This window comes from Aliarcobacter vitoriensis, from assembly GCF_003316695.1.
Taxonomy (GTDB): Bacteria; Campylobacterota; Campylobacteria; order Campylobacterales; family Arcobacteraceae; genus Aliarcobacter; species Aliarcobacter vitoriensis.
Genome location: NZ_PDKB01000003.1, coordinates 40358 through 58819, shown reverse-complemented (window position 1 = coordinate 58819; position 18462 = coordinate 40358). Strand labels below are relative to the sequence as shown.

The 18462-nt window shown below is 27.9% G+C and carries 22 protein-coding genes; all 22 read right to left on the bottom strand.

The window, feature by feature from the left end:
* Entirely contained in the window at positions 1-468 is a 468-nt protein-coding gene (gene flgC / locus CRU91_RS02180) for a flagellar basal body rod protein FlgC (protein WP_113892947.1), read from the bottom strand.
* 15 nt (positions 469-483) lie between these two features.
* Positions 484-807, bottom strand: coding sequence for a flagellar hook-basal body complex protein FliE (fliE, locus tag CRU91_RS02175; protein WP_113892945.1), 324 nt, complete (start codon positions 805-807; stop codon positions 484-486).
* 13 nt (positions 808-820) lie between these two features.
* Complete coding sequence (locus tag CRU91_RS02170) at positions 821-1192, bottom strand: hypothetical protein (RefSeq protein WP_113892943.1); 372 nt, start codon at positions 1190-1192, stop codon at positions 821-823.
* A gap of 18 nt (positions 1193-1210) precedes the next feature.
* On the bottom strand, positions 1211-2029 hold the full coding sequence (locus CRU91_RS02165) for an AAA family ATPase (protein WP_113892941.1): 819 nt from the start codon (positions 2027-2029) through the stop codon (positions 1211-1213).
* Positions 2029-3183 (bottom strand): flagellar biosynthesis protein FlhF, encoded by a 1155-nt coding sequence (gene flhF / locus CRU91_RS02160; RefSeq protein ID WP_113892939.1) that lies wholly within the window; start codon positions 3181-3183, stop codon positions 2029-2031. Before flhF ends, CRU91_RS02165 begins: the two co-directional genes overlap by 1 nt.
* Positions 3180-3575, bottom strand: coding sequence for a hypothetical protein (locus CRU91_RS02155; RefSeq protein WP_113892937.1), 396 nt, complete (start codon positions 3573-3575; stop codon positions 3180-3182). Before CRU91_RS02155 ends, flhF begins: the two co-directional genes overlap by 4 nt.
* Entirely contained in the window at positions 3559-3936 is a 378-nt protein-coding gene (locus tag CRU91_RS02150; protein WP_113892935.1) for a hypothetical protein, read from the bottom strand. The genes CRU91_RS02155 and CRU91_RS02150 overlap by 17 nt, the downstream gene beginning before the upstream one ends.
* Positions 3937-3947: 11 nt before the next feature.
* The gene (locus CRU91_RS02145; RefSeq protein ID WP_113892933.1) at positions 3948-4256 is read right to left on the bottom strand and encodes a rod-binding protein; all 309 of its coding nucleotides are present in this window, start codon (positions 4254-4256) and stop codon (positions 3948-3950) included.
* Positions 4257-4258: 2 nt separating this feature from the next.
* Positions 4259-5131 carry a FliM/FliN family flagellar motor switch protein gene (locus CRU91_RS02140; protein ID WP_113892931.1) on the bottom strand — a complete coding sequence of 291 codons (873 nt, stop codon included), beginning with the start codon at positions 5129-5131 and terminating at the stop codon, positions 4259-4261.
* 15 nt (positions 5132-5146) lie between these two features.
* Positions 5147-5461 carry a flagellin gene (locus CRU91_RS02135; protein ID WP_113892929.1) on the bottom strand — a complete coding sequence of 105 codons (315 nt, stop codon included), beginning with the start codon at positions 5459-5461 and terminating at the stop codon, positions 5147-5149.
* Between the two features lie 54 nt (positions 5462-5515).
* Positions 5516-7546 carry a tetratricopeptide repeat protein gene (locus CRU91_RS02130; protein WP_235826923.1) on the bottom strand — a complete coding sequence of 677 codons (2031 nt, stop codon included), beginning with the start codon at positions 7544-7546 and terminating at the stop codon, positions 5516-5518.
* A 7-nt stretch (positions 7547-7553) separates the two neighbouring features.
* A complete protein-coding gene (locus CRU91_RS02125; protein ID WP_113892925.1) occupies positions 7554-7880 on the bottom strand; it encodes a hypothetical protein in 327 nt (108 codons plus the stop codon).
* Between the two features lie 53 nt (positions 7881-7933).
* Positions 7934-10141: a flagellar hook-basal body complex protein gene (locus CRU91_RS02120; protein ID WP_113892923.1), complete on the bottom strand. Its 2208-nt coding sequence runs from the start codon at positions 10139-10141 to the stop codon at positions 7934-7936.
* Positions 10142-10228: 87 nt separating this feature from the next.
* Positions 10229-11911, bottom strand: coding sequence for a flagellar hook-basal body complex protein (locus tag CRU91_RS02115; RefSeq protein WP_113892921.1), 1683 nt, complete (start codon positions 11909-11911; stop codon positions 10229-10231).
* A gap of 12 nt (positions 11912-11923) precedes the next feature.
* Positions 11924-12610, bottom strand: coding sequence for a flagellar hook assembly protein FlgD (locus tag CRU91_RS02110; protein WP_113892919.1), 687 nt, complete (start codon positions 12608-12610; stop codon positions 11924-11926).
* 10 nt (positions 12611-12620) lie between these two features.
* Positions 12621-12908 carry a FliM/FliN family flagellar motor switch protein gene (locus CRU91_RS02105; protein ID WP_113892917.1) on the bottom strand — a complete coding sequence of 96 codons (288 nt, stop codon included), beginning with the start codon at positions 12906-12908 and terminating at the stop codon, positions 12621-12623.
* A 49-nt stretch (positions 12909-12957) separates the two neighbouring features.
* Positions 12958-13704, bottom strand: coding sequence for a FliH/SctL family protein (locus tag CRU91_RS02100; RefSeq protein ID WP_113892916.1), 747 nt, complete (start codon positions 13702-13704; stop codon positions 12958-12960).
* Entirely contained in the window at positions 13704-14714 is a 1011-nt protein-coding gene (gene fliG, locus CRU91_RS02095) for a flagellar motor switch protein FliG (RefSeq protein WP_113892914.1), read from the bottom strand. Before fliG ends, CRU91_RS02100 begins: the two co-directional genes overlap by 1 nt.
* Positions 14715-14723: 9 nt before the next feature.
* Positions 14724-16439 carry a flagellar basal-body MS-ring/collar protein FliF gene (gene fliF, locus CRU91_RS02090; RefSeq protein WP_113892912.1) on the bottom strand — a complete coding sequence of 572 codons (1716 nt, stop codon included), beginning with the start codon at positions 16437-16439 and terminating at the stop codon, positions 14724-14726.
* Positions 16440-16451: 12 nt separating this feature from the next.
* Positions 16452-16847 (bottom strand): flagellar basal body rod protein FlgB, encoded by a 396-nt coding sequence (gene flgB, locus CRU91_RS02085; RefSeq protein ID WP_113892910.1) that lies wholly within the window; start codon positions 16845-16847, stop codon positions 16452-16454.
* Positions 16847-17566, bottom strand: coding sequence for a flagellar hook-basal body protein (locus CRU91_RS02080; protein WP_113892908.1), 720 nt, complete (start codon positions 17564-17566; stop codon positions 16847-16849). The genes flgB and CRU91_RS02080 overlap by 1 nt, the downstream gene beginning before the upstream one ends.
* A gap of 11 nt (positions 17567-17577) precedes the next feature.
* Positions 17578-18450 carry a hypothetical protein gene (locus CRU91_RS02075; protein WP_113892906.1) on the bottom strand — a complete coding sequence of 291 codons (873 nt, stop codon included), beginning with the start codon at positions 18448-18450 and terminating at the stop codon, positions 17578-17580.
* Between the last annotated feature and the right edge of the window lie 12 nt (positions 18451-18462).

Here is an 18462-nt window from a genome sequence, read left to right as displayed (position 1 = left end):
CTAGTTTCCTGCTATAATATCTAATGTTTTAGTATCTATTCCTCTATGGGTATTAAATGCTGTAACATTAGCTTCATAAGATCTCATAGCCTCAATTAAGTCAACCATTTCAACAACAGGATTAATATCTGGGTAAGCTACATAACCTTTCTCATTTGCATCAGGATGTGTTGGGTCATATCTTAATACAGGTTTTGCATCAGTTTGTATTATTTTTTTTACACCAACTCCTCTTAAAGATAATTCTGACAAAGGAGAATTTGTTACTTCAATATCATTTGAATTTGTTCTCTTTTTTGAATTTGCCACTAAAACATCTTCAAAAACAACTTGTTGTTTTTTATATGGTCCACCCTCTGCTGTGTGAGTAGTTTTTGCATTTGCAATATTTGCACTTACGACATTTATTCTTGTTCTTTGAGCACTCATACCTGAAGTTGCTACATTATATCCATCAAAAAATCCCATAACAGCTCCTTACAACTAAATTTGCATTCTCATAATTTCTCTATACGCATTTATAGCTTTATTTTTAACTTCTAGTCCAAGTTTTAAACTAAGTTCAGCTTCTTCTATTCTTTGAACCGCTTCTTGTAGATTTGTAACTTTACCTGTTGCAATATCTGTCATTGCATTATAACCTTGTATTTGAGTCTCATTTACTTCATTCACAGCATTGTCAAGTAATTCTTTAAAAGATTTATTAGCATATTTACTGTCACTTAAATCTTCAGTTTGATTTACTACTTCACTGCTATCAATTGATTGTAAAGAATTTAAATAATTAATAGAACCTATAACATTCATAATATTTTACTCCTTATTCAGTAGCTTCTTTTTTTTCTGGCTCTTGCATTTGAGCTACTTTATCATCTTTATTTTCATTTATATCATTAATATCTTTTGTAACTAATTGATTAAGTAGAAGATCTATTTTATCTTCATTATATCTAAAATCAAAATCTTGTTTTTTCTGTTCTAAACTAAAGTTATTTACTATAAAAGATAACATTAAATTACTCAAACCTTTTAGTGCAACAGTAACCAAAACTGCACCAAATAACATTTGAAGAGGAGTAAATAACTCAGTATTAAAAATAAAGAATATTAAAGTTGCAAAAAAACCTATTGCTATATAAACTTTAAAAATTCCTGTATTGATTAGATTTTGAGAAAATCTTTCTACTACCACTTATAAAAACTCCAAATTTTAGATACTTTTCAACAAATTATCAACAACGTTATTCAATTTAACAGCAACCTCATCAAAAGGAAACTCATTTACAAATATTTTCCTTGTCCTAGCAATAGAAGATATTTTTTCACTACTAGGAACACTTCCTATATATTTTATCATAAAATCATCTTTAAGTCTATTTTTTTTACCTAAATTTATTAAAGAGTTTGAAATTGCTATTCCAATATTATCACTTTTTGTATGATTAAAACATAGCATTAAACCATTTTTTTCTATTGATAACATCTTTATTAAAGAGTAAACATCAGTTAAAGCACTTGGATCTGTTGAAGTTATTGCTAGAATATTTGTTGAAACTCTCAAAAATTCTTTAACATAATCATTTAAACCAGCTCCTGTATCAACAATCAAAATATCATAAATATTTAAAGCCAAAATATCTAAAACTAGTCTTGAAAATATAAAACTATTACTATTTGAACTATATTGATATCCACTTTTTCCAGCAATCAATGAAATATTTTTATATCTTGTATCCACAATAATTTCTTTAAGATTTTTTTGACCATTAATATAATCAAATAATGTATATTGTGGTCTAATATCAAATAAAACTTGCATATTTGCTAAACCAATATCTGCATCAAGAACTAAAACTTTTAGGTTCTTTTTAGATAGAATGTGTGCAATATTTGCTGTAAAAGTAGATTTTCCAACACCACCTTTTCCAGATGTTATTGTAAGAAGTTTTGTTTTTGAATTTGGTAATTGTTCATTTTGAGATGTAATATTAAATAGCTTTTTAGCTTGAGATAATTTTGCATCAAGCATTATAAAATCCTACTACACTCATTATTCATAAAACAATCAATTAAAAAAGTTGCATCAGCAGGTATTAAATCATCAGGAACATTTTGTCCAATAGAAAAATATGTAATTGATTTTTTAGTTTTATGTGAAAAAGATATTATATTCCCAAAACTTCGTGTCTCATCTAATTTTGTAAAAATTAAATTATCAATATCCAAAATAGAGTAATTTTTATAAACTTCCATTAAATCACTATGTTTAACATTTGAAGGAAGAACTAAAGTTTTTTCAATAGGTAATTCATCAACATGTTTTCTATATTCATTTATAAGTTCAATTTTATCAATATCATATTGGCTAGAACCAGCTGTATCAATAAAAATATAGTTACAATCTTTGAGTCTTAAAAGTGCTTCTGTTAAATCTTCAGGTTTTTTTACAATTTCTAAAGGCAATCTCATAATATTAGTATATGCTTGAAGTTGCTCTATCGCACCAACTCTAAAAGAATCAAGAGTTATAACTCCAACTTTATAGTTTTGTTCCATTTTATAAGCAAATCGTGCTGCTAATTTTGAAATAGTTGTAGTTTTTCCAACTCCCGTTGGTCCTACCATCATAATAATTTTTCTTTGTTGATTTCGCAAAGGAACTTCATGTTTTATTGGTATTACTCTTCTTAAAACAAGTTTAAAAAAATCATTAACTTTATTTTGATTTGTTTTGAGAGAAACTGGTAACTCTTTAATTGTTTTTTTCATGATAGTATAAGTCATCTCAGCATCAAACTCATTTTTCTCAAATATATTATAAATAGTCACAAATTCAATAGGTATAGTTAAATCAAAAAGTTGACTTTTTGGATTCCAAATAGATTTTTGAACTTGCTCTAAAAGAGTCTGCATTCTTAAAATCTCTTCTTTAAAATCATACACTTGAGCTTTTATAGGTTCAGCCTCAATAGATGCTTTTGCTATTGCTGTTTTTGTAAATTCCATATTTTTTTGTAATTCTTCATCTTCAACAGCAACTACTATTTCATACATATCTTTATTGTAACCATTTACATTTACAACTTTTCTTGTAGATATTACAATAGCATCTTCTCCACACTCTATTTGAGCTTTTCTTAAAGCTTCTGTTGGAGTTTCTCCAATAAAAGAGAGTCTATTCATTTTGATCTTCCATCTTTATATATTTGCTCAATTGTTCCATCAAGATTTCTAAATCTAATAAACTCACTATTTTCATAGATTATTTTCCCTTTTTTTACTATCTTAAGACCACCAAAATTAAAAATAACTTCATTATTCTCTACAAGTTTTACATCTTTTTGACAAACTATCACATTTTTGTTTATGTGATGAGTTGTTATAAATTCATTACTTTCTATCTCTTCTAAAGATATAGGCTGACAAAGTCTACTAACACTTTCAACTTGTTTAAGTATTAATTTAGTTTTATCAACTTTTTCTTCAAATTTCAAAGGTACTGTAGTTACCAAAACAGGTATTGCAAAAAGGTAAGTATTTAATAACAAAAATAGAGAACTAAGCCTTAATGTCAAAAAACTGCCCTCCACCATAAGAACTTATATCTTCAAGTAACTCTTTATACATTTCTTTTATTGGAAGAACTATGTTTGCTAACTTTTTATTTAATTCATATAAATCTTTTAAATTCTCTTCAAGGGCATTAACTTTTTCTCGATATATATTCACATCAACATTTTGTTGAATCAATTTTGATAATTCACTATTTAAATCAATTTTTTTCTGCATTATATTGTTTATTATAGAGTGTTTTCTTTCATTTCTCTGTAAAAGTTCTTCATGTCTTGAAGATTTTATATCTTCTATATCCAAATTTATTGCATTTTTTAGCTCATCTATAAAAGTTTGCATATCATCTACAATTTTATCAACCATAATTTTTCCTACTATTTGTTATTGTTTTCAGATAAAAATTTGTATAACATATCACTAATTCCAAAAGTTCCACTAGAACTATCTGCAATAGATTGTAGATACATACCTTTGATGACATCACTTCCTGTTCCTTCTCCAGCGATACTAGTAGTTTTTAAAGATGTTTCCAAAATTTGTTGCAAAAAAAATGCTTCAAAATTATTACTAACTTCCCTTAACTTTTCATCTTCCATTTTAGATACACTATCATTAGTTACATTATCAAACTTATTTGTTTGTAAAATATCTTTATTGTATAAATTACTACTGTTAATTTCCATTTTTACAATCCTATTTTATCAATTTTCAAATCTTCATTTACTATTCTTTTGATTTTTAAACCAAATTTACCTTCAACTATAACAGCTTCACCTTCACCTATTTTTACACCATTGATAAGTAATTCTAAAGGTTCATTAACCATTTGTTCGAGTTCAATAATTTCTCCAACATCCCATCTTAAAATATCTTTTAATAAAACAATTTTTGTTCCTAGTCTTACACTTAACTTTAATCTAACATTATACAAAAGCTCTAAATTTTTAGATGGATTTGAAACACTAACACTATTATTAGATATTACAGGTATTTGAGGAGAAGGTGGTGGTGCTGTAACAACTTGAGGTTTTATATCTTCTTCAACTCCAGTTATACTAGAAAAAAATGGTAAAAACAACTTATCAAAATATATTACTAAGGGTGCTTCATCTTCATCTAAAAGTGATTTAAAAACAAAACTCTCTTTTTTGCTATCAAGCACATTCTTATCAACTTTTTTTGAACTTTTAATTTCTGATTTCATACCAACTACATCAGGGAAACCTTGAGCATTTGCTGCAGTACAAAAACTACCACATATATTTGAAACAATCTCATTTACAGCATCTATTGTTTCATCATCAATATTCTCTTTTACTAAATCACCCATTCCGCCAAGTATCAAATACTCAAATTTTATAGAACTTTTATTTGGTATATAAAACGTAATTCCAGTCGAAATACCTTTTAATTCAAACTTTGCGTCACACTCAATAAAAGATGAATCTATATCATCTTCATATTTTTTTGTTTCAGCTATTTTAGCTTTTTTACCTAATAATTGTTCTAAAGTATTTGCCAATTCATTCTTAAATATATTTGATAAATCAGATGCCAATTACGTACCTTTTAATTAAATTTTATTGTTTCTTTCAAACTCTTCTAGTAAATATGCTTTTACCTTCATCATATCTTCTGTTGGATACTTATATTCAGCTTCTCCTCTAGTCACTTTTACGAAAAAATCTCTTGATTTTTTGTTATATCCAAACTGAACATTATCTAAAATAACCTCATTTAGTTCAGTCATAGGATCTTTTGAAGCATTCTTTTTATACTCTTCTTCTTGAATAGTTTTCATTTTCTCTTCAACTGTACTTACTTGCTTTGCTTTTATATCATAGTTTTCTTTCGAATTATCTATTTGAGCAACTCTACCTATTTCCATAATAGACTCCTTTGTAAGAATTTAAACTATTATAACAAAAAAATTTAAATACTACTATAAAAAAAGCATTAGTTCATCAAACCTAATAATTCTAAAATCAATATATGGATTATTGTACCTATTTTCTAAAAACTGTTTAGCACTACTTATATTCATATTTTGAATCAACTGTATTGCAGTCAAAAAATCAGTATCTGTATCTTTATAAAAAGCTTTAATAAGTGATATTTGAATCGATGCATCTTCTGGACGCTTACTTTCTAAAAATGAAGCAACAGTAAGATACATAGTAAATCTATTTTCATATGAAAATTCTTCTTTTAATCTTTTTAATGTTTCTATTGATATTTGAGATTTTCCTAAATATAAATCACTATAGGCTGTTGTTAAAAGATATAAAGGATTATTATTTCCATCTATTTTAAAATCTGCTCTCGTAAAAATCCCTAAAGCTTTTAAAACATCTATATAATATTTTGAAGTAATCAATGAACTATCTATAAAATTATTATTATATTTTAAAGGTATATTATCTTGTAATCTAGCAAAATAAGTATAATCATCTTCATCTTTTTGTTGTTGAACAAGTCTTAAAAGATATATAAAACTATCCTTTTCATACTCTTCAAGTAGTGGATGATTTGCTAAAGGTTTATTATCATACATACTTTTTAAAAAATCTATAGCTTTATAAAAAACTGTTCCTTGATATAAAGTTGAAGATTCTATAACATTGTAACTACTATTTATAAATAATTTATATATCTCTTTTGCAAAATAGCTATATAAACCGCCTCCATCTCTTATTGATTTATCAATAGAAGCTTTTTGTTTTTCATCTATATTTATATTTAAAGAATTCGCCGTTATAAAAAGCATAATAGCATAAAGTCTATTTCCAGGACTTAGCTTATATGCTTTTTCAAAGTTTATATGGGCATTTGAATAATCATTTATTTGAGCATAAGCTAAAGCCAAGTTATAATATATATATGCTTTTGAATCACTATTTGTAAGTTTTTTTAATTCATTTACTCTTAAGATAGGGTCTTGTTTTACTAAATTAACAAATTTTGTATTATAATCAACCATACTCTCAAGATTTTCTACACTACTATCTTGTCCATATATAAAACCTTTTACAGAATCATATATTATCTCCTTTGAATCAGAAAAGACAAATGGTGCAAAATAGTAAATAAAATCTAATTTTCTATCTTCATCAAACTTCAAAACAGATTTTAAATAATCTTTAGTAGAATATAAATCTTTATTAAAAAATATCTCAAATGGCATTTGAGTATTTACTTTAAAACCTTTTCTTTCATTAATCAAATCCAAGATCTCTTGTGTATCTTCAAACCTATTTTGTTTTAAACTAGCATAAGTAGATATCCACAAGATTTTATCTAGTAAATCTCTATCTTTTTCTTCTTCTCTTAATTTTTTTAAAATTACAGAAGCTCGTGCAAAGTTATTTAGTTTTATATATATCATAGCTTTTTTCAAATCAAGAGAATAACTCATAGCATTTAAAGCTGCAAGTGCATTTTCATAATCTTTTATATATAAATACCTATTTGCTAACTCTTTTAATATTGCATCTTTTATCCCAGTGATTAATTCACTATATTCACTTAATTTATTACTATTTTGGAAAATTGTTACTAAATCTAACATATATTTATCATCTTTTGTTATATCAAACAAATAATAACAAGATGATATAAAAGAGTATGGTTGATTTATAAGATTTGTTTTTTTTGAATAAATTTTATTAAAAGTAGAAATAGCTTCATCTATTTTATTTTGTTTATAATAAATTATTCCTATATTAAGTAAAGATGGTACTTCAAAAAATTGTGAAGTTTTTTGAAATAGTTTTAGAGCATCTTCATATTCATTTTTCTTAAAAAGTAAAACAGCTTTGTTAAAATCAACTTGAATTTCCAAATTTTCATTTGAATTTTCAAGTTTTTGTAATTCAAAAATCACTTGTGGTTGAGACTCTATTATATTGTTTGCATATAAAATAACATTTGTAAGAAAAAAAATTATCGCTATTTTATATACAAACTTTTTCAAAATATTCCTAAATAATTGCATTAACTTGAGCAAACAACTCTTCATTTCGTTTTTGTAAGTCATTTATTTTATTTTTTAAAGTGATATTTTCCAATCTTAAGGCTTGTAAGTCATCTCGTGCAACTTGAAGATTTTCTTGATTATTTTTTAGACTGTTAGTCCCTATTTTTACTTGTTTTTCATATCTTTGAATGAGTGCTTCAAGTTTTAAAACCTCTTCATCTATAATCTCTTTTTCTTCTTTTATCTTCTTATACATAACTTTATAAGCATTTGTACTTGATATAAAGTATAGTAATAAAATAGCCAATACTGTTGATATTATAAAATCCAAAATTTTTCCTATGTTGAAATAGAGTAAGAAAGAATCTTACTCTATTTAGAATATTATCTTTTTAAGTTGATAAGAGTACTTAATAACTCATCTGAAGTTGTAATAGACTTTGCATTTGCTTCAAAAGCTCTTTGAAATACCATTAAGTTTACTAAGCTTTCACTTAAATCTGCTTTACTCAACTCTAAAGCTTGCCCTTTTACTCCATCAGTATTATTGTTATTTATACTATATATTGCACTTCCAGATTCTTGAGTTTTTTGGAAGTTATTTCCTCCAACTGCTTCAAGTCCTCTATTATTTGTAAATCTTGCAATTGATAATTGACCTACAGCATACTCAACTCCACCCTCTTTTATCGTGATAAGTCCTGTACTATCTACACTAAATTCACCAAATTTATTATCAGAGATATTTAGAGCATCTAATCTTAATTGAAGACTACTTTGATTTGCTGATTGATCAACTCTTGTAACTATTTCCATAAATTCAGCCCCTGCACCTTTTCTACCAGAATAATCTTGATTTACCTCAATTAAAGTTGGAGTTGTTACAGGTGGAACAGATCCAGTATCAGTATATGTAAGTTTCGCATCAAACTCTACATCGAAATTGTTATCATTTGTTTCTAAAACTAAATTTCCATTAACAATTTTTGCAACTAAATAATCTCCTATTTGTGCTCCAGAAGCTGTTCTAGAATTATTTATCGCATCTACAATATCGTTTAAATCATTTCCTGTTAATGTAGATGGTGGAACAGCATTACTTGGTATTGTAATAGCTTGTGGTGGTGTTCCTCCATCATTTGGCACAGGGATAATCATATCTAAATCTTTATCATATATAGTCATACTAAATTCATACTCTCTAGTAGCACTTCCTAATGCTCCATATAAATCTTGTGTTGTATAAACACTTTGTTGTTTACCTGATACTAATCTTGCCAAAGCATCTTGAGCTGAGTCAATAGCTGCTTTTCCAGAACCTTGAACAGCTTCTGCTGTTGTTTGGAAGCTACCTTTTATAGTTGATCCAGTATTTCCAGTTGATGTTTCAGAAATTTCTGTTATTTTAAACTCCTGTCCTGGAACTAAACTTTTTATTTGGATAACTCCCCTTAACATATCAGCAAGACTTGTACTTTCATCATATAAACCATTTGGATCAAGAACATCACTTGTTGGATTTAATCTATCTTTAGCCATATAAGCTACCATTCCACCTCTTGAAGAATTAGATATCTCATCAGCCATAGCTTTGTATGTATTTATTCTACCTGCTAGTCTATCGTATTTTGCAATCTCAGCATCTTTTGCAGCTCTTTCTGCTTCTGTTGCTGTTGGCATAGCTTCTATTAAAGCAGGATTTTCCAAATCATATAAATCTCTTTCATCAACAGGAGTTGTTGGAAGAGAATCCCAAAGTTCAGCTCTCCAATCAGGAGTTGTTTTTGTTACCTGATAGTTTATGTTATAATTAGTTCCATTTATAACTACTAAAAGTTTATCTCCTTCTTTACCTAAAACTGAATCTGGAGGAACTCCTGTTTTAAAGTTTATTTGAGATACTTGAGTAGTAGAACCCGCAGAAGGTTGATTTGGATCATCCTTATATTTTTGCAACATCTCTTCATAATGTTTTTGTGCTAATTCTATATCTTTTAGTTTAGAAGCTTTTGTTTTATATCCAGCCCCAGTAAAAATTGATTGAGAATCTGATTGTGCTGTTTCGTTGTAGTTTGTAGCTTTTGCCGCTATTGTTTCTATATAATCAGCATGTCTAATTATACGACTTCCCATAGCTTGCGTAAAATCATCTGTAAATCTATTTACATTGTGATTTGTGCTTTTTACATCATTTTTAGTGTCAATTGAACTCATAGCCCAACCTTGTACTTCGAAACCATCTGCTGTTTGAAGTGTACCACTTTCTCCCATTCTAAAATTTCCAGCTCTTGTATAAAAAGTTTCTGCTGTTCCTAAAGTATTTTTATTTACAACAGTAAAAAATCCATCACCTTGAAGTGCTACATCATAAGGAACTCCTGTAACTTTAAAAGCTCCTGTTTCAAAGATCTTTTCTGCATCTTGTACAAATGATCCTTTACCAATGCTATTTTGGTAAACTTGATCTGCAAAAGAAACTCTTCCTGACTTATATCCAACAGTATTAACATTCGCTATGTTATTTGACTCATTGTCTAAAGCTGTTTGATGTGAAGCTAATCCTGATATTCCAGTCCATAATGCACCTATCATATCGTATCCTTTTTATTAAGGTAAATGAACATAAATGTTCATACTTTTATACAAAATTTTGTACAAAAGTATGAGCAAAAGATCATACTATTTTATCAATCCTATTGCTGTTTGTAAAAATTCATCTGAAGTTGTAATAGATTTTGAATTTGCTTCAAATGCTTTTTGATAAACCATAATTTGTGTAAGTGTTGTACCATAATCAACATTTGCTCTTTCGAGTGATTTTCCTTTTATTGTATTCATAGTATCAGCATTAAAAGGATTTCCAGATAAATCAGTTTGAGAATACAAATTTCCACCAGCAGGATTTAAACCTTGTTCATTTCTAAAAGAAGCTGTACTTAATCTTCCAACTAAAAATTTATTATCTCCACTTTTTACAAAAATAAATCCATCATCTGATATTTCAACATCAGCTACATCTTTATCAGCAAGTCCTAAAACATCTAATCTTACATTTAAATCTGTCATACCAATAGTATTCAAATCAGCATAATCTAAAACATTAGTTATTTCTAAATATTTTGCATCTGCTTTTTCAACAGCTTGTTTTAAAGCTTCTTTAGCACTATCAATCATAGCCATTCCAGAGCCTTTAATAGCTTCTTGTATATTTGTAGAATTTATTTTTTCATTATTTAACTCTACTTCACTTATTTTAAACTCTTTTCCTTGAATTAAACCTTCTATTTCAAGTGTTCCACTTTTTGCACTCGAAGAATATCCAGCATATGCTGAAATTTTATCTGATAAATCTTGCATAGCTTTTACTAAGCTTTTTGCACTTGAATATGCATTTATAGAATTATCTCTTAAAGATTGTCTATCAGCTTTTGCTTGTATTTCTTCTGGAGTTGTTATAGGCATATTATCTATATCATCTTGTGTCGGAATTGATGATGGATCTATCAAACCATATTTTTCTCTTCCACTATCATCTAAAAAGTTATATAGTTTTTCCATCTCATCTTGATTGATATTTCCATCATGGTCAAACTCTACACTAAAAGTTTTGTTTCCTACGGTAATAGATAATTTATTATCTTCAGATGTAAGTGATGATATTTTTGAAGAAAAATCAACCTGAGATTTTTGAGCTTGAGAAGATATTTCAGGAACATTTGGAGTAAGTTGATACTCTTTTAACTTATTGATATAATCTTCTCTTAAAGCATCAACATCATTTATTTTAGATTGTGATGATTTATAGTTATCACCTTTTTGTGCAATATCATCATTTTTTGCAGAAGATGCATAATCAGTTGTTTTTGCATTGATATTAAATATTCTACCCAAACTGTTACTTATATTTGTAGAAACTATATTTCTTGCAAATTCATCAGTAAACATAGTATCAGCAGGATTCGTAGAACTTGTTAGTCTACTTTGTGGAACTAATCCTTGCATTTTATAATCATCTTGATTTACTAAAAATCCATCCTTTGCTTGTACCAAATTTCCAGCTCTAGTATAAAAAATCTCATCTGGATTTTCTCTACTTCTTACTACCATAAATCCTTTACCTTCGAGTGCAACATCTATTCCTACACCAGTTCCAACAATTTGTCCTTGTTGAAACTGTTTTGAAACACTTTGGCTTCCTACACCATGTCCCATTCCACCATTTGTATATAATAAATCAGCAAAAGTTATTTGGTCTTTCTTATGTCCAACTGTACTAGAATTTGCCAGATTATTTGACTCAACAGCTATTCCTCTATCTTGTTGGTAGATACCAGACATTCCTTTCCACATTGCACCTATCATAATAAGTCCTTATTATGCAATTTTTGTAATCGAAGAAAATGGAAATTTGATATCTTCATCAGCATATTGTGGATATGTAGTTCCTGTAAATAAGTAACTATGATCTTTTATCTCTTTTCCATCTTCATCTTTTATTATCATTTTTCCATCTTGAACTTTTGGTTTTCCAATACTTTCTAAAACTACTGTTTTACCAGTTTTCTCACCTTTATCATCAAGAATATTTCCATTTGAATCATAAGCAACAGCTTTATATTTTGCATCATCACCTTCACCTTCTTTTATAGCTATTTCATAAATAGAATATTTGTATTCTCTTCCAACAACTATAACTTCTCCATCTTGCATCTCAATAGAAGTTACTGCAAATTGCTTAGATGTTCCATCATCATAAGTTGAGCCATTTTCAACCTTATGTCCAATAACTCCTGTTGCTGTTGATAAAGAAGATTGGTTAAAAGCCGTTTGTATAGATTGTAAAGCTTTTATCATTTCTTGATTTGCATTCAATGTACTCATTTGCATTTGAGTAGAAAGCATTTTTGCTGAATCCATAGGCTTTGTTGGATCTTGCAACTTAAGTTCTTCAATCATAAGCTTTAAGAAATCATTTGTTGTTAACTGATCATTACTTACACTTTGAGTGTACTGATTACCATAAGTATCTGTACTACTACTTACTGTTAAACTATCTGCCATTTTAAACTCCTTATATCATATTTTCATCAAAGAAATACCTAACAACATTATCTGAGTCCATAGCATCTTGTACTCTAACTGCTAGTTTTTCATCAATTACGATTATATCTCCAGTTCCTATAATCCTTGAATTTACATAAATTTCACCACCAGAACCTGCTGGTTTATGCAAAGAGATTATATCCCCTTCTGTTAATTTCAAAAATTCACCAACAGATATACTTGTACTACCAAGCATAACATCAACTACAATTTCTGTATCAACTAATAAATCATAAACTCTTTCACTAATTTCCATATTTAATACTTTTTAATATTATTTAGTATATTGTAACATAAAATCTATATTATATTACTAAATCTAAAGATTCAAGCATTGAAGCTACTTTTGTTTCAATACTTCCATCATAATTTCCTAAATCACTAGCAATTACAACTCCACCAGCCACAACATTTGCATCTTCAAAAAGTTCAATAAATGGTTCTAGCTCTAAATCTTTTTTTAAAATATGATAATCTTTTGGATTAAGATGAATTTTAACTTTTGAAGCATTTTTAAGCTTTAATAATAGTTGCTGTATGGTTTGTTTAGCTATTTTTGTAGAATTCTCACCAACTTCAATGTTTATAATTTTTTGTGCAATAGAAATTGATGTTTTTAAAAGTTTACTCTCCAGTTGAAAAGTTGCCTGTTCAAAAAAAGTTGCATATTGCTTTAAATCTTTTATAGCCTTAACAACTTGTTCATCCAAATCTTTACCTTTTGTTATAGCATCTTGCTCTATCATTGTAACTTTTTGTGATATTTGTTCTATTTTTTGTGTAAGCTTTTCAAACTCTAAAAATATCGGCTCTATTTTTTCTAAAACTTGAGTATTATCTACAATATTAACAGGCTCATTTTTAACATCTTTTTCCTCTGAAAAATTTTGTATATGATTATCTTCAGTTTCATCGATTTTTAGCTCTACAAAATGTTGTGCTTCATCTTTATGTAATTTTGAGTTGCGTTTATTAAAACTAGATAATTCAAATTTTTGTATATCACCATCGCCTTTTACAACTTTTGCACTTGAATATACATTTTCAGCCATTAATTATTCTCTCTTTCTATAACTCCATCATCCATTAACTTTTGTGCAATAGCAAGCATTCTTCTTTGAGCAGCTTCAATATCCTTAATCTTAACTTTTGTAAGCATTTCACTCTCTTCAAAAAATCTCTCTTTAACCCTTTGAGACATTGCACTTGTAACCTTTTCAATTTGCTCATCTGTTGCATTTTTCATAGCAACAGCTACATCTGCTGATTCAACACCTTGAATGATTTTCATAATATACTCTGTATCTAAATTTAATAAATCTTCAAATACAAACATATTATCTTTAATTCTTGCAGCTAATGCCGTATCTATACCATTTATATTTTTTAGGATATCAATAGCTTTTGGTCCCATTTTGTTGAGCATATCAGCAACAACTTTAACTCCACCAACATCAACAATAGAAGATAATAAAGACTCTAATTTTCTCTCTAAAACAGCTGAAATTGTTCTTACAACATCAGGAGAAACATCTTTTATAGTAGCTATTTGAATACTAACTTTTACTCTTATTTCTTCATCTAATTCCATTAAAACATCAGCCGATTTTGATGGATCCATATGTGCTAAAATAACAGCTATAGTATGAGGAGATTCATCTTTTATAAAATCACTTAATTGTTTTGGATTAACTCCATCCAAGTATGAGAAAGCTTGATTTGCCAATTTCATTCTTGAAAGTTTTTCTAAAACTTCATCAGCAGCTTCTTGCCCTATAGATTTATATAAAATTTCTTTAGCAAAATCATATCCACCTGAACTAATAAATCCTTTAGTTCTTGTGTACAAGTGAAATTCTTCTAATATTGCTAAAGATACATCTTTATTTATCGATTGAATTTGAGTAATAGCCGTTGAAATTTGTTCAACATACTGTTTATCAAGATATTGAAATATTTTAACAGTAGAATCTTCACCTATTAATACAAAAAATCTTGCGACTTTTTCTATCATAGACATACCTTTTAATATATCAATATCACTATAAGCATCTGTTGCCATAAATCAACCTTATTTAAAATTAACATTGCCTTCACTTAAAAGCAACTCTATCATTCTAGCAATATCAGCTGGATTACTATTTATCTCTCTATCTAATTCTTCTATAAAGACTTCATATTTAGCAGCTGATTCTTCATCTAATCCATCAATATTATTTAAAATTTGACTTTTAACTTTTGACTTTAATCTTCCCTGAGCAGTATTTTGGTCTAATTCATCATCAAGACCAGCTAACATATCTTTTACTAAATCCTCATCATCAACAAATATTTCTTGTTTTTTACCTTCCCCTAGTATAACCATATCACTACTTGCAATAAATTTTTTATAAAAAATAAAAAGAAGTAATCCAACGATTAAGTATTGAATATAATCTTTATACTCTTCAAGGATAGATTTAACACTCATAGCTCCTAAATAACTACTATTTGAGCTTATTACATTACCATTTTCATCAAGTAATTCACCATTCTCATTATAATTTTTAATGCCAACAAATTTAAAATCTCTAACAGTGATTGTATCTCCTCTTGCTTTATCATAACCTATTGCATCAGAAGCTAGAGATTCTAAAGAAGCTAAAAAACCTGCTCTATCAGGATGATCTTGTAAAACACTTGAATCAAATGTAACAGAAGCTGTAATTCTTCTAATATTTGTAAAATTTCCATCTCTTTGAGATATCAACTTTCTTGATATTTCATAGTTAGTAACCGTATTTGAACTTTCACTATTTTGTAATAATTTATTATTATCAACTGCCAATTGTGGCGGTTGTATATTATTATCCACTCCTGCTACTCCACCAACATCTACAGGTAATCCTTGTGCATTGTTAGTATTTTCTATAACTTGTTGAGATCTTATACTTCCTTCTGGGCTATAAATCTCCTCTTCTATATCTTTTCTAACAAAATCTAAAGTTACATTTACTTTAGCAACAACCCTTCCAACACCAACAACAGGTTCCAATAAACTTATAATTTTTTGTTCATAATCTTCTTCAACTTTATCCTTAAATTTTGTTTGGATAGTTGATTTTTGAGTATTCATCTCATCAGCTGATACTTCTAAAAGATTTCCATCTTGATCTATTAATTGTATATTTTCAATTTTCAAATCAGGGACAGCTGATGAAATAAAGTTTTTTATACCATCAACTTGCTTTTGAGTTAGGAAAATACCTTGTTTTAAAGTAATAACAGCCGATGCTGTTGTATCACTTCTCTTTTCAGTAAAAATTGTTTCTTTTGGAATAGCAATTTTCACACTAGCTTTCAAAACTCCAGATAATGATTCTAATGTTTTGCTAAGCTCTCCTTCTAATGCTCTTAAATACTTAACTTTATTTTCAAAATTCGTTGTACCTAAAGATGATTTTTCAAATATCTCCCAACCAACATGTTTATTTGTAGAAGCTTCACTAGTCACAAGTTTTATTTTAGCAATATTTATAAACTCTTTTGAAGTTTTTAAAGTAAGATTATTTCCACTTCCTGTTACTACAAATTGTATTCCAGCATTTTCAAGTTCTTCTGTTGCTCTCATAACATCAGCTTGTGTAAGATTTGAAGCAATCGTATAACTCAATTTTTTATCTTCAGCTTTAACACTACTATATATCAAGAAGCCTGCTATTAAAAGTACTAATACTGCAAACCCACCTACAATTGCAATTCTTTGTGCTTTATTTAGATTATTTATAAACTTTAAAAGTTGTTCCATCTAAACCCTTAATTAACTTTTACCAGAAGCATCAATAACAGATCTGAATAATCTTGAATCTCTTTTTATTGAAGATTGTATAGCATCAAAAATAATTTTATTTTTTGATTGCTCACTCATTTGACTATCTAAATTTACATTATTTCCATCATTTTGCTCAACTAAATTTGGAACTTGAACCAATCTTGGATTACTCAATCCTTTATAGTCAATATTATACATATGATTTGATGTTGTTCTTTTTAAACTTAAAATATTTTGTTCTTTTAACTCTTCATCAAATATTAAATCTTTTGTTTTATATTTTGGTGTATTTACATTTGCAATATTACTAGATATTACTTTTTGTCTCTCGCCTCTAAAATTTAACTGTTCAAAAAGTTTATTCGATACTTCGCTTGCTTGCATTATCTAGTATTACCTCCGATTTTTTCTATCAATCCTGCATTTAACTCATCTATAGTTTTAATAGCTTTTTGAGATTGTTCAAATCTTCTATGAGCATCTATTAACTCAACCATTGTACTAACTCTATTAACATTAGATTGCTCAACAGATCCTCTTAAAATTCTATTATCATTAATTTCAAAGTTTACAATTTCTTCTTCATTAATTGCTTTATATGTATTATCTCCAACTTTTTCAAGATTTGTAAAAGGTGTTTGAACAACTCCAATTTGTAACTCAAAACCTTCTTCAACTTCTATAGCTCCATTATCAGCATTTAAAACATTATTTCCATTTCCATCAACCAAAAATCCATCAAGATTTTTGAAAGCACCATCTCTAGTGTATACAATATCCCCATTTTGATTTTGTATTTTAAAAAAAGTTTCATTGTCATTTAATGCAAAATCTAATTCATTACCTGTCATCAACACAGGTCCCATTTGTGGATTTATATATCTTGTATCAATTTTAGGAATAGTATTTGTAACAACAGATTCAACCAAAGGAGTTTTGTATTCATTTTGCATTCTTTGTAAGTACCAATTAAATGATGTTTCAGCTGTTCCTTCTTGTTTAAATCCTAGAGTATCAACATTTGCAAGATTATTACTTATTTGATCTAATCTATTGATTTGATTAATCATAGATGCAGCTAATGGATAAACTCCTTGATTCATACTAATCTCCTTTAATTACTAAATTCTGCTATTAATTTATCTAAATCATCTCCAACCAAATCCTCTGTATCTCTATCACCATGAATATGTCTAGCCATAGGTATTTCTTTTGGATTGTCCTCTTCGAAAAGATTATTTAAGTAAATAGATAATTTTCTAATCACAGACATAACTCTTTCAATTTTTTGTCTATTTATATCATTGAATTGCATCAATTCCATACCTTGAAAAATATGCATATCTTCATCGTCTAACATAGAACGTAACCCTTTTAAAGAGTTTTCAAACTCTTTTACTTTTCCTAATTGTTGTTGAAATACATTTATATTTGGGAATTTACTAGCTAATGAATTGAGAAGTTTTTCTTGAGAAAGACTAAATTCTTCATACTCTTTTATCTTTTTTCTTAAGTCACCATTATTGTCTAAAGTCAAACTTAATACATCAAATATTTGAGATACTTTCTCTTCAGAGTCATTTGCAACTTGGCTTAACTGGCTAACAACTTTTGTATCATTTTCTGCAGGAAAAGGGAAAACACCTTCATTTATTTTTGAAGATGACCACTCTTTAACAATTTCATCTTTTACTTTATCATCTTCTACTTCATTACTTTTAATTTTAGTAACTTCTTGTACTTGCTCATCAATAGATTTTTCATCAATATCATTTAAAAGGGTTTCTATCTCATTTATCTTTTTTTCACTTGATACAGGAATACTTTCATTATCTTGATTCTCAACTTGAGATAATAGTTCTTCTATCTCTTTTGTATTTATTTTCTCATCGTCTTTTGGTTCTTCTTTAGAAACATCTGTACTATCATCAGCTGGAATATCTAAACCATTCATTAAGGCTTCGATATCTTCTTGACTCATACTCATAATAACCCCTTA

What these genes read in the sequence shown, in the direction of transcription:
- CRU91_RS02075 (WP_113892906.1), bottom strand. Translation starts at nt 18,450, where the DNA reads ATGAGTATGAGTCAAGAAGATATCGAAGCCTTAATGAATGGTTTAGAT.
- CRU91_RS02165 (WP_113892941.1), bottom strand. Translation starts at nt 2,029, where the DNA reads ATGCTTGATGCAAAATTATCTCAAGCTAAAAAGCTATTTAATATTACA.
- flgB (WP_113892910.1), bottom strand. Translation starts at nt 16,847, where the DNA reads ATGCAAGCAAGCGAAGTATCGAATAAACTTTTTGAACAGTTAAATTTT.
- CRU91_RS02110 (WP_113892919.1), bottom strand. Translation starts at nt 12,610, where the DNA reads ATGGCAGATAGTTTAACAGTAAGTAGTAGTACAGATACTTATGGTAAT.
- CRU91_RS02100 (WP_113892916.1), bottom strand. Translation starts at nt 13,704, where the DNA reads ATGGCTGAAAATGTATATTCAAGTGCAAAAGTTGTAAAAGGCGATGGT.
- fliE (WP_113892945.1), bottom strand. Translation starts at nt 807, where the DNA reads ATGAATGTTATAGGTTCTATTAATTATTTAAATTCTTTACAATCAATT.
- CRU91_RS02145 (WP_113892933.1), bottom strand. Translation starts at nt 4,256, where the DNA reads ATGGAAATTAACAGTAGTAATTTATACAATAAAGATATTTTACAAACA.
- CRU91_RS02105 (WP_113892917.1), bottom strand. Translation starts at nt 12,908, where the DNA reads ATGGAAATTAGTGAAAGAGTTTATGATTTATTAGTTGATACAGAAATT.
- CRU91_RS02115 (WP_113892921.1), bottom strand. Translation starts at nt 11,911, where the DNA reads ATGATAGGTGCAATGTGGAAAGGAATGTCTGGTATCTACCAACAAGAT.
- CRU91_RS02080 (WP_113892908.1), bottom strand. Translation starts at nt 17,566, where the DNA reads ATGAATCAAGGAGTTTATCCATTAGCTGCATCTATGATTAATCAAATC.
- CRU91_RS02135 (WP_113892929.1), bottom strand. Translation starts at nt 5,461, where the DNA reads ATGGAAATAGGTAGAGTTGCTCAAATAGATAATTCGAAAGAAAACTAT.
- fliF (WP_113892912.1), bottom strand. Translation starts at nt 16,439, where the DNA reads ATGGAACAACTTTTAAAGTTTATAAATAATCTAAATAAAGCACAAAGA.
- flhF (WP_113892939.1), bottom strand. Translation starts at nt 3,183, where the DNA reads ATGAATAGACTCTCTTTTATTGGAGAAACTCCAACAGAAGCTTTAAGA.
- CRU91_RS02120 (WP_113892923.1), bottom strand. Translation starts at nt 10,141, where the DNA reads ATGATAGGTGCATTATGGACTGGAATATCAGGATTAGCTTCACATCAA.
- fliG (WP_113892914.1), bottom strand. Translation starts at nt 14,714, where the DNA reads ATGGCAACAGATGCTTATAGTGATATTGATATATTAAAAGGTATGTCT.
- CRU91_RS02150 (WP_113892935.1), bottom strand. Translation starts at nt 3,936, where the DNA reads ATGGTTGATAAAATTGTAGATGATATGCAAACTTTTATAGATGAGCTA.
- flgC (WP_113892947.1), bottom strand. Translation starts at nt 468, where the DNA reads ATGGGATTTTTTGATGGATATAATGTAGCAACTTCAGGTATGAGTGCT.